At 45.0% G+C, this 12,000-nt stretch carries 5 protein-coding genes and 3 rRNA genes; all 8 read left to right on the top strand.

Annotation, left to right across the window (positions count from 1 at the left end; genetic code table 11):
- Window positions 1–368 precede the first annotated feature (368 nt).
- A 16S ribosomal RNA gene (locus RCG24_RS14255) occupies window positions 369–1,918 on the top strand.
- Between the two features lie 460 nt (window positions 1,919–2,378).
- Window positions 2,379–5,319 (top strand): 23S ribosomal RNA (locus RCG24_RS14250).
- A 224-nt stretch (window positions 5,320–5,543) separates the two neighbouring features.
- A 5S ribosomal RNA gene (gene rrf / locus RCG24_RS14245) occupies window positions 5,544–5,660 on the top strand.
- The 16S, 23S and 5S rRNA genes sit together here, the layout of an rRNA operon.
- Window positions 5,661–5,978: 318 nt before the next feature.
- Entirely contained in the window at window positions 5,979–6,962 is a 984-nt protein-coding gene (locus RCG24_RS14240; protein WP_202653612.1) for a Gfo/Idh/MocA family protein, read from the top strand.
- Between the two features lie 69 nt (window positions 6,963–7,031).
- Complete coding sequence (locus RCG24_RS14235) at window positions 7,032–9,848, top strand: sigma-54-dependent transcriptional regulator (RefSeq protein WP_308077325.1); 2,817 nt, start codon at window positions 7,032–7,034, stop codon at window positions 9,846–9,848.
- A 358-nt stretch (window positions 9,849–10,206) separates the two neighbouring features.
- On the top strand, window positions 10,207–10,542 hold the full coding sequence (locus tag RCG24_RS14230; protein WP_308077324.1) for a PTS sugar transporter subunit IIA: 336 nt from the start codon (window positions 10,207–10,209) through the stop codon (window positions 10,540–10,542).
- Window positions 10,543–10,630: 88 nt separating this feature from the next.
- Complete coding sequence (locus RCG24_RS14225; RefSeq protein ID WP_308077323.1) at window positions 10,631–11,119, top strand: mannose/fructose/sorbose PTS transporter subunit IIB; 489 nt, start codon at window positions 10,631–10,633, stop codon at window positions 11,117–11,119.
- A 60-nt stretch (window positions 11,120–11,179) separates the two neighbouring features.
- Window positions 11,180–11,989 (top strand): PTS mannose/fructose/sorbose transporter subunit IIC, encoded by an 810-nt coding sequence (locus tag RCG24_RS14220; protein WP_235887994.1) that lies wholly within the window; start codon window positions 11,180–11,182, stop codon window positions 11,987–11,989.
- Window positions 11,990–12,000: the final 11 nt, after the last annotated feature.

Genomic DNA, 12,000 nt, shown 5'->3' with positions numbered 1-12,000 from the left:
TGCAAGTGATAAATAAGTAATTTTGAATTGCCGGCTTCACGAATATGTTTTGGAGCCGGCTTTTTTCTTTGAAGTATTTTCTGAAAAGAAAAACTTGAAAAATCAGTGTTGACGATTCTTTTTAACGATGCTATTATAGGAAAGCACTCGTCATTAGAGGTTTACAACATATCGGTGTTAAAAATATTAAATTTTAATATTGACACTCTATGAACGATGTGATATATTAATAAAGTTGCTGCTAAAAGCAATTAAGAAAAGATCGTTCTTTGAAAACTAAACAAACAAAAACGTCAACAAACAATAATATTCATCTTTTAAACGAGATGAAGCCAACGTTAAATTTTATGAGCTATTTCAACTCAACTTCATTGGAGAGTTTGATCCTGGCTCAGGACGAACGCTGGCGGCGTGCCTAATACATGCAAGTCGAGCGGATCAAGAGGAGCTTGCTCCTCAAGGTTAGCGGCGGACGGGTGAGTAACACGTGGGCAACCTGCCTGTAAAACTGGGATAACACCGGGAAACCGGTGCTAATACCGGATGATTCTTATCTACACATGTAGATAAGCTAAAAGACGGCGTAAGCTGTCACTTACAGATGGGCCCGCGGCGCATTAGCTAGTTGGTGAGGTAACGGCTCACCAAGGCGACGATGCGTAGCCGACCTGAGAGGGTGATCGGCCACACTGGGACTGAGACACGGCCCAGACTCCTACGGGAGGCAGCAGTAGGGAATCTTCCACAATGGACGAAAGTCTGATGGAGCAACGCCGCGTGAGCGATGAAGGCCTTCGGGTCGTAAAGCTCTGTTGTTAGGGAAGAACAAGTATCGGAGTAACTGCCGGTACCTTGACGGTACCTAACCAGAAAGCCACGGCTAACTACGTGCCAGCAGCCGCGGTAATACGTAGGTGGCAAGCGTTGTCCGGAATTATTGGGCGTAAAGCGCGCGCAGGCGGTCCTTTAAGTCTGATGTGAAAGCCCACGGCTCAACCGTGGAGGGTCATTGGAAACTGGGGGACTTGAGTGCAGAAGAGGAAAGCGGAATTCCACGTGTAGCGGTGAAATGCGTAGAGATGTGGAGGAACACCAGTGGCGAAGGCGGCTTTCTGGTCTGTAACTGACGCTGAGGCGCGAAAGCGTGGGGAGCAAACAGGATTAGATACCCTGGTAGTCCACGCCGTAAACGATGAGTGCTAAGTGTTAGAGGGTTTCCGCCCTTTAGTGCTGCAGCTAACGCATTAAGCACTCCGCCTGGGGAGTACGGCCGCAAGGCTGAAACTCAAAGGAATTGACGGGGGCCCGCACAAGCGGTGGAGCATGTGGTTTAATTCGAAGCAACGCGAAGAACCTTACCAGGTCTTGACATCCTCTGACACTCCTAGAGATAGGACGTTCCCCTTCGGGGGACAGAGTGACAGGTGGTGCATGGTTGTCGTCAGCTCGTGTCGTGAGATGTTGGGTTAAGTCCCGCAACGAGCGCAACCCTTGATCTTAGTTGCCAGCATTCAGTTGGGCACTCTAAGGTGACTGCCGGTGACAAACCGGAGGAAGGTGGGGATGACGTCAAATCATCATGCCCCTTATGACCTGGGCTACACACGTGCTACAATGGATGGTACAAAGGGCAGCGAAGCCGCGAGGCTAAGCCAATCCCATAAAACCATTCTCAGTTCGGATTGCAGGCTGCAACTCGCCTGCATGAAGCCGGAATCGCTAGTAATCGCGGATCAGCATGCCGCGGTGAATACGTTCCCGGGCCTTGTACACACCGCCCGTCACACCACGAGAGTTTGTAACACCCGAAGTCGGTGGGGTAACCGCAAGGGGCCAGCCGCCTAAGGTGGGACAAATGATTGGGGTGAAGTCGTAACAAGGTAGCCGTATCGGAAGGTGCGGCTGGATCACCTCCTTTCTAAGGATAAAAAGTTTGACGTTTTTGTTGTTTAGTTTTGAGAGAATAATCTCTCAATGAAGTAACGTGCTCCTGCGCCGTAGTAGTTCGAGGAAGTATTCCTCAGCTCGTCGCAAGGCAGCTTGAAGCAAAACTAAGAAGACTTTTCATGAAGTTGATTCGTGGAAGTCGCCTTGTTTAGTTTTGAGAGAATAATCTCTCATAAAGCTATATGATCCATCACTTCGTGATGAAAATCAGTAGCCTTGTTCCTTGAAAACTAGATAATCGTAATAGAAGAAGTAACCAAGTAAGAACCGAGTAATCGCTCATTTATGGTTTTAAACCTTTTAGGTCATGACAAATCAGCAGCGAGAAGGTCAAGGAAGCGAGTGAGTGAAGACCGGAGCGTGCTTAAGGGCACGTGAGGATCTGAGTGAACGAAGCTGACGCAGAGATTCGACGCTGATCATTTGTCAGAGGTTAAGTTAGAAAGGGCGCACGGTGGATGCCTTGGCACTAGGAGCCGATGAAGGACGGGACTAACACCGATATGCTTCGGGGAGCTGTAAGTAAGCGTCGATCCGGAGATTTCCGAATGGGGGAACCCCCTGCTCGTAATGGAGCAGGATCCTTACCTGAATTCATAGGGTAAGGAAGGCAGACCCGGGGAACTGAAACATCTAAGTACCCGGAGGAAGAGAAAGCAAACGCGATTCCCTAAGTAGCGGCGAGCGAAACGGGAACAGCCCAAACCGAAAGGCTTGCCTTTCGGGGTTGTAGGACACTCAACATGGAGTTACAAAGGAACGGAGTAGACGAAGCGATCTGGAAAGGTCCGCAAGAGAAGGTAAAAGCCCTGTAGTCGAAACTTCGTTCCCTCCTGAGTGGATCCTGAGTACGGCCGGACACGTGAAATCCGGTCGGAAGCTGGGAGGACCATCTCCCAAGGCTAAATACTCCCTAGTGACCGATAGTGAACCAGTACCGTGAGGGAAAGGTGAAAAGCACCCCGGGAGGGGAGTGAAAGAGAACCTGAAACCGTGTGCCTACAAGTAGTCAAAGCCCTTTAACGGGTAATGGCGTGCCTTTTGTAGAATGAACCGGCGAGTTACGATTGCATGCAAGGTTAAGTTGAAGAGACGGAGCCGCAGCGAAAGCGAGTCTTAAGTAGGGCGATCTTTAGTATGTAGTTGTAGACCCGAAACCAGGTGATCTACCCATGTCCAGGGTGAAGGTAGGGTAACACCTACTGGAGGCCCGAACCCACGCACGTTGAAAAGTGCGGGGATGAGGTGTGGGTAGCGGAGAAATTCCAATCGAACTTGGAGATAGCTGGTTCTCTCCGAAATAGCTTTAGGGCTAGCCTCACGGCTTGGAGTCTTGGAGGTAGAGCACTGTTTGGACTAGGGGCCCCCATCGGGTTACCGAATTCAGACAAACTCCGAATGCCAAAGACTTACCCGTGGGAGTCAGACTGCGAGTGATAAGATCCGTAGTCAAAAGGGAAACAGCCCAGACCACCAGCTAAGGTCCCAAAGTATACGTTAAGTGGAAAAGGATGTGGAGTTGCTTAGACAACCAGGATGTTGGCTTAGAAGCAGCCACCATTTAAAGAGTGCGTAATAGCTCACTGGTCGAGTGACTCTGCGCCGAAAATGTACCGGGGCTAAACGTATCACCGAAGCTGTGGATGGACACCGTTGGTGTCCGTGGTAGGAGAGCGTTCTAAGGGCGTTGAAGCTGGACCGGAAGGACTGGTGGAGCGCTTAGAAGTGAGAATGCCGGTATGAGTAGCGAAAGATGAGTGAGAATCTCATCCACCGAATGCCTAAGGTTTCCTGAGGAAGGCTCGTCCGCTCAGGGTTAGTCGGGACCTAAGCCGAGGCCGAAAGGCGTAGGCGATGGACAACAGGTTGATATTCCTGTACCACCTCTGAATCGTTTGAGTGATGGGGGGACGCAGGAGGATAGGGTAAGCGCGCTGCTGGTCATGCGCGTCCAAGCAGTTAGGCTGGTGAATAGGAAAATCCGTTCACCGTGAAGGCTGAGCTGTGACGGCGAGGGAAATACAGTACCGAAGTTCCTGATTCCACACTGCCAAGAAAAGCCTCTAGCGAGATTCAAGGTGCCCGTACCGCAAACCGACACAGGTAGGCGAGGAGAGAATCCTAAGGTGAGCGAGAGAACTCTCGTTAAGGAACTCGGCAAAATGACCCCGTAACTTCGGGAGAAGGGGTGCTTTTTAGGGTGCATAGCCCTGAAAAGCCGCAGTGAATAGGCCCAGGCGACTGTTTAGCAAAAACACAGGTCTCTGCAAAGCCGCAAGGCGAAGTATAGGGGCTGACGCCTGCCCGGTGCTGGAAGGTTAAGAGGAGGGGTTAGCCTTAAAAGCGAAGCTCTGAATCGAAGCCCCAGTAAACGGCGGCCGTAACTATAACGGTCCTAAGGTAGCGAAATTCCTTGTCAGGTAAGTTCTGACCCGCACGAAAGGCGTAACGATCTGGGCACTGTCTCAACGAGAGACTCGGTGAAATTATAGTACCTGTGAAGATGCAGGTTACCCGCGACAGGACGGAAAGACCCCATGGAGCTTTACTGTAGCCTGATATTGAATTTTGGTACAGCTTGTACAGGATAGGTAGGAGCCTGAGAAACCGGAGCGCCAGCTTCGGTGGAGGCGTCGGTGGGATACTACCCTGGCTGTATTGAAATTCTAACCCGCACCCCTCAATCGGGGTGGGAGACAGTGTCAGGTGGGCAGTTTGACTGGGGCGGTCGCCTCCCAAAGAGTAACGGAGGCGCCCAAAGGTTCCCTCAGAATGGTTGGAAATCATTCGCAGAGTGTAAAGGCACAAGGGAGCTTGACTGCGAGACCTACAAGTCGAGCAGGGACGAAAGTCGGGCTTAGTGATCCGGTGGTTCCGCATGGAAGGGCCATCGCTCAACGGATAAAAGCTACCCTGGGGATAACAGGCTTATCTCCCCCAAGAGTCCACATCGACGGGGAGGTTTGGCACCTCGATGTCGGCTCATCGCATCCTGGGGCTGTAGTCGGTCCCAAGGGTTGGGCTGTTCGCCCATTAAAGCGGTACGCGAGCTGGGTTCAGAACGTCGTGAGACAGTTCGGTCCCTATCCGTCGTGGGCGCAGGAAATTTGAGAGGAGCTGTCCTTAGTACGAGAGGACCGGGATGGACGCACCGCTGGTGTACCAGTTGTCTTGCCAAAGGCATCGCTGGGTAGCTATGTGCGGACGGGATAAGTGCTGAAAGCATCTAAGCATGAAGCCCCCCTCGAGATGAGATTTCCCATAGCTTTAAGCTAGTAAGATCCCTGAAAGATGATCAGGTTGATAGGTCAGAGGTGGAAGCGTGGTGACACGTGGAGCTGACTGATACTAATCGATCGAGGACTTAACCAAGAAAAGCGGAAGCGTCCGCTTAGCAACGTATGGCTTGGAGGGCTTTGACTGAGATAAAGGAAACACGAAGAGTGAAACGATTCGATGTTGACTTATCGTAGGGAAAAGACCGAAAGACACTAGTTGCTGGACGCTGGAGCTGGACAATTAATATAAGCAATACTCGTTCTTATGACTTCTTCAGCATTATCTAGTTTTGAGGGAATGAACCTCAAATTAAATAGTCCGGCGGTGATGGCGAGAAGGTCACACCCGTTCCCATACCGAACACGGAAGTTAAGCTTCTCAGCGCCGATGGTAGTTGGGGCACGCGCCCCTGTGAGAGTAGGACGCTGCCGGGCAGACAAAAAAGACAATCTGAGAAGGTTGTCTTTTTTGTTTTTATCTAGTAAAAACAACAGTGGAATCGTTGTGTTAGTACATAAATTTCAACTGTCTAAGCAACCTAGCAGTAATGGGTTATCAGGATAAAATGTTGACAATTATATAAGAAATTTTCTGATGAGATTAATTAATTTAATTAAAGAGCAAGTAAACACGATCATAATAGAATATGGCTGTAATAGAGACCTTCCGGAAGATGTGATTTCAAATTTAATCAATATTAGCGTAAAATAGAAACTTGAAAGAGAAAAAGTATAAAGGAGACAAGAGATATGATAAATTTCGGCACCATTGGTACAAGTTGGATTACTAAATCGTTTATTAAAGCTGCACAGCTTAGTGGGGAATTCAATTTAACTGCGGTTTATTCCCGTTCAGAGAAAAAAGCAAAAAGTTTCATAGAAGAATTCAATGTCAACGATGTTTTTACCGATATCGAAGCGATGGCAAAATGCAATGATATTGATATGGTCTATATTGCTTCACCGAACTCACTCCATTTTGAGCAGGCTTTATTATTTTTAAAAAATAAAAAGCATGTCGTCTGTGAAAAACCGATATTTTCAAACACAAAGGAACTGGATGAAGCGTTTAAAACGGCAGATGAAAATGGGGTATTCTTATTTGAAGCTACCCGTAATATTCATACTCCTAATTTTAACACTCTTAAAGAAAAGCTGGGAATGGCAGGGCAATTAAGAAGCGCGGTCTTACCATATATTCAATATTCCTCACGCTATGATGCCTTTTTACAAGGGGAAGAGCCTAACGTGTTTTCCGCTTCTTTTTCAGGTGGTGCACTGGTTGACTTAGGCGTATACTCGGTTTCGTTGGCAGCGGGATTGTTTGGGGCGCCAAAGAAAGTCAGCTATCATCCTGTAATGTTGAGAAGTGGAATTGACGGGGCCGGAACACTGGTGTTAGAGTATGACGGTTTTGTCTGCACGGTGATCTGCTCGAAAATTTCTCATTCCTCCATGTCGCCCGAGATTCATGGGGAAAAGGGGACGTTTATTTTAGAGGATGTCGCACCAATTTCTAAATTGGAGTTTGTTGATAATCATACGAAGGAGAGCGAAAACTTAGGTGTTCCGCAGGAGGAACAAGATATGGTCTATGAATGCCGGGATTTTGCTGCGATTATCAATACAAATAATCAGCGCGAATATGAAAAGTGGCGGAATTTGAGCACAACGGTTCTTCAAATTACAGAGGAGGCTCGAAAACAAAACAATATAATCTTTGCATCCGAAAAATGAGTCGATCCCCTGTCCAAACATTAACAGGTTTCTTGGAGTTTCCATTATAAAGTTGAGGTTGAGATAGGTATGAAACGTATTGAACGTATTTATCAATATTTGCAAGATAAGTCCAATGAATTAACGAAAGAACAGATATTGGAGATCGAAGGATTTACTGCCAGCGACATGGCTAAGGAATTGGAGATGCTGCGAAATAATGTAAGCCTTGAACTCAATAATCTTGTCCGTGATGGCAGAGTGGTAAAAATTAAAAAACGACCCGTCCGTTATATCCCCCGCGATGTGATACAGAAGTTTTTCGGTAATATCGTCGACAGGACTGTATTGGAAATCCCTTCCTTGACAGCTTTGTATCAGGAAAAGGAAAAGCCTGCGATCCATAAAAATGAAGATCCTTTTAACCTGATGATCGGTGCGGAGGGAAGTTTGACAAAGTTAATTGATCAGGCCAAAGCAGCAGTTGTTTATCCGCCAAATGGACTTCATACCCTGATCCTTGGGCCAACGGGTTCTGGAAAGACGTTGTTTGCCCATATGATGCATGAATACGCAAAATATGTCGGAAGAATGAACGAACATTCACCATTTATCGTATTTAACTGTGCGGATTATTATAATAATCCTCAGTTGCTGTTATCCCAACTTTTTGGGCATGTCAGCGGTGCCTTTACCGGTGCCACCGGTAACAAACAGGGGCTTGTCGAAAAAGCCGATGGCGGAATACTCTTCTTGGATGAAGTCCATCGGCTTCCTCCTGAGGGGCAGGAAATGATCTTTTATTTTATGGATACCGGGCGATTCAATAAATTGGGAGAAGTCGAACGGAATCATACATCGAATGTTTTAATTATTGGGGCGACAACGGAGGATCCTTCATCTTCCTTTTTAAATACCTTTTTGCGGCGGATTCCGATAACGATCACCATTCCTTCATTTCATGGCAGAAAAGTAGAGGAGAAGGTTGAACTTTGTAAGTACCTGCTGGCTAAGGAGGCGAAACGGGTCAATAAAGAGCTCAGAGTCCACGCAGATGTCATTAAAGCATTGATTGGGGCTGTTACTTTTGGTAATGTCGGACAGCTGAAATCCCATATTCAACTTGTTTGTGCCCAAGGATTCCTTGAAAGTATGAACAAGCCCTATATAACGTTATCACTAAAAACGCTTCCACAGGAAATTAAAGAGGGCTTATCACGGGTATCCCGAAATGTCAATGAAAATGAGAAAATCACGAAATTGATTAATACGGTCACGATCATTACGGGTGAAGGCAGTAAGGAACTGGTTGAGGATGATGTTTACGATCTGCCTTTTGATATGTATAAAATTATTGAGGATAAGGCACGGCTTCTTAAGGAAGAAGGGGTTGAGGATGAAGAAATAAATAAATTTGTCGAAACAGATATTAAAATCCATATTAAGAGTTTTTACCAGCAAGTATCGAAATATCATAATATGGAGCTGGCCAAATTAGTTAATAAACAGGTACTTGAACTTGCCGAAGAACTGCGGTCCTTTGCTGAAAGTGTTTTAAACCGGACTTTTAATGATAAGTTTATTTATTTCATCAGTCTTCATATTGATGGCTTTTTGCAAGGAAAAAACCACGATCAGCGAACAGCACCGCCTGCACTTGATGAGACCATAAAAGAAATCGAAAAAGAATATCAAGTTGCTTCTAAAATGAAAGAAATTATTGAAGAAAGACTTCAAATTACGCTGCCGGAATTTGAAACAACCTATTTGGCAATGCTGCTTGTATCCATCAATGAGCTGAACCAAAAAGGGAAAGTCGGGATTGTGGTGGCTACTCACGGAAATAGTACCGCCTCTTCTATGGTGGAGGTTGCTAAGGAATTACTTGGTGATTACAACATTGTGGCAGTGGATATGCCGTTGGATGTTGGCTTTTATGACATTTTAGATGATATTGTTGCTGCTGTCCGCGAAGTGGATCGCGGTGAAGGGGTTCTCATGCTGGTTGATATGGGATCACTTTATTACTTCGAGGAACAAATCCATGAAAAATCAGGGGTGGCTGTAAAGGCGATTGATATGGTTTCCATGCCAATGGTTCTTGATGCTGTCCGCCGCTCCAATTTTTTAGATATGGATTTAAACAGCATTTATCAGTCAGTTCAAAAATCTTATTATAAAAGTGAAGAGGAAGTTCCTGAAAAACCGAAGGAGTCGGGAAAACCAAAAGCAATATTGACGATTTGCTCTTCCGGTCAAGGAACAGCGATAAAATTGGAAGAAATGACTGAGCTTTTTATTAATGATATTACCACTGAAAATATTACGATTATTCCGCTGTCAACGATTGGTCTGAACGCTGAAGTGGAGAGAATCTCTAAAATATATGACATTCTCGCAGCGGTTGGCGTCAAGAAGCCGCATTTGGATGTGCCTTTTATCTCTCTGGAAAAGTTTATCGAGGGAGAAGGCCAGAAATTAATTGAGCAAATTATTAAAAGCGGCCATATGACGGTGAAGAACAGTGAATCAGATGTTATTATCCGTGCATTGTGTGAGGATACGCTTAAATCCCTTTTGGTTTATCTTAATCCTACCCGGGCAATTTCGGTTCTTCTGAAGTTCTGTGGCCAATTACAAAAACAACTAGATGTTTATTTTAAAAATACAACCGTCATCCGGATTATCGTCCACACTGCTTTTGCGATAGAACGTGCAATTACCAGAGCAGAGCTTGTCTACAAAGGGGAACCGACAGACAAGGGAACCGCCCTATTGAAAAAAGTGAAAGATGCTGCCGATGTGATAGATAAAAATCTGAATGTAACTTTATCGAATAATGAACTCTGGTATATTGTAGATCTTCTTTTAGATGAAATTGGCAGTAAATCAATTAAAGAAGATTAATACGCTGTTTTTGTTATTTATTTTTGATTATGAAAAAATAAGTGTATTAGATATTATCAACAAAACAGATAAAGTGTATCAAATATAAAATTATTTAAAATAGTGTATTAAAAAGTGCCGACAATACGTGTTGGTGCTTTCTTTTGTGTATTATTAATGTCGAAAAATGTCAGAATTGATTGAAACAGTTCTACTGAAGAGAGTTTTTTAAGAAGCTTAAAAACTAGCAAAACCGCTGCTTGGCAAAGTTCTTTAAGGAGTGATAACGGCGTCTATTAATTTCACTACATAGTTTGGCATGGTTTATGCATAATAAAATGATGAAGACTGGCAGTTAAGTCAAGAAGGAGGCTTATGAATGATTGCGCTCGTTGTCGCAACCCACGGTCAATTTTCGCAGGAAATTGTCAAATCTGCGGAAATGATCTTTGGCGAGCAGGAAAATGTTGCTATTATTACATTTAAACCTGGAGAAGGTTTGAATGATCTTCAGAATAAATATCAAAAAGCAATCGGAGAACTTGATACTCAAGATGGGGTACTCTTTCTCGTCGACTTATTTGGGGGAAGCCCATTTAATGCTGCAGCTAATTTAATTTCCCAAGAGGAAAATATGGATATAATTACAGGTGTTAACCTTCCTATGCTAATTGAATGCTTCACCCAGCGGGGGGAAGTAAACTTGAAGTTTTAGTCGATGCCATTTCTCAAACGGCTGTCAATGGTGTCAAATCTTTAAAGAAAACACTTCAGCAAAGTGAGGATGAGGAGGATTTATAAAAATGATTATTGCCCTAGCAAGGATTGATGATCGTCTTATCCATGGACAGGTAGCAACAGTTTGGACAAAGGAAACTGGAGTCAGCCGAATTATCGTGGTCAGTGATGAGGTTGCGAAGGATACCGTGCGAAAAACATTATTAACCCAAGTCGCTCCTCCAGGGGTTAAAGCCAGTGTAGTTGACGTGGATAAAGCAGTTCGTGTTTATAACAATCCGAAGTATGCAAACGACCGTGTTATGCTACTATTTACCAATCCAACTGATGTCGTACGAGTTGTTGAGGAAGGGGTGGAAATGAAGAGTGTAAATATTGGCGGCATGTCCTATAAAGAAGGAAAAACAATGATCACCAATGCCGTTTCCGTCGACAAGAAGGATCTTGAAGCATTCAACAAACTGAATGAACGCGGTATTGAGTTAGAAATCCGCAAAGTTATTGCGGATAGCAAAGTGGATCTCATGCCACTTCTAAAAAAACTTAATGACTAATCCCATTCTGTGGCTTCAGCAAATTTTAAATGAATAACCTTTTTTTGGGGGGGAATATCAATGGATATTTCAGGGGTTCAAATTGTTCTTATCTTTATTGTTGCATGTATTTCTGGTATGGGATCCATCCTGGATGAATTCCAGACTCATAGACCATTGATCGCCTGTACGCTGATTGGGTTAGTCTTAGGTGATATGAAAACCGGGATTATCATCGGCGGTACGCTGGAAATGATTGCTCTCGGTTGGATGAACATTGGTGCCGCCGTTGCCCCAGATGCAGCGCTCGCTTCCATTATTTCAACGATTCTGGTTGTTGCCGGACATCAACAAATTGGTGCAGGGATTGCGCTGGCAATTCCACTTGCCGCTGCCGGCCAAGTATTAACCATTCTTGTTCGCACGATCACGGTTGGTTTCCAACATGGTGCCGATAGAGCCGCAAAAGAAGGCAATCTGCGGATGATGGACTGGCTGCATATGTCGGCTTTATTATTACAAGCCATGCGGATTGCTATTCCGGCCCTTGTCGTTGCTCTAACTGTTGGCACGTCTGCTGTAAGAAATATGTTGGATGCGATTCCTGAAGTAGTCACAGGCGGCTTAAACGTTGCCGGCGGGATGATCGTAGTTGTTGGTTATGCGATGGTTATTAACATGATGCGTGCTGGGTATTTAATGCCATTCTTCTTCTTAGGTTTCGTTGTCGCGGCCTTTACGAACTTTAATCTTGTTGCCTTAGGTGTTATTGGTTTAGTTCTAGCTCTCATCTTTATTCAACTACATCCTAAATATAATACTCAATATGCAGCAGCTGCTCCTGCAGGTGATTCCGGCTTAGATGACGATTTAGACGACGAATTGGATTAAGTAAAGGAGAG

The sequence above is a fragment of the Neobacillus sp. OS1-32 genome (genome assembly GCF_030915425.1).
Classification (GTDB): domain Bacteria; phylum Bacillota; class Bacilli; order Bacillales; family Cytobacillaceae; genus Neobacillus; species Neobacillus paridis.
The sequence above is the reverse complement of the archived record's forward strand: the minus strand, read 5'-3'. Positions and strand labels throughout refer to the sequence as shown.

Excerpts from the sequence above, each read along its gene's own strand:
- RCG24_RS14225 (WP_308077323.1), top strand. The coding sequence starts at position 10,631 with ATGATTATTGCCCTAGCAAGGATTGATGATCGTCTTATCCATGGACAG.
- RCG24_RS14230 (WP_308077324.1), top strand. The coding sequence starts at position 10,207 with ATGATTGCGCTCGTTGTCGCAACCCACGGTCAATTTTCGCAGGAAATT.
- RCG24_RS14220 (WP_235887994.1), top strand. The coding sequence starts at position 11,180 with ATGGATATTTCAGGGGTTCAAATTGTTCTTATCTTTATTGTTGCATGT.
- RCG24_RS14235 (WP_308077325.1), top strand. The coding sequence starts at position 7,032 with ATGAAACGTATTGAACGTATTTATCAATATTTGCAAGATAAGTCCAAT.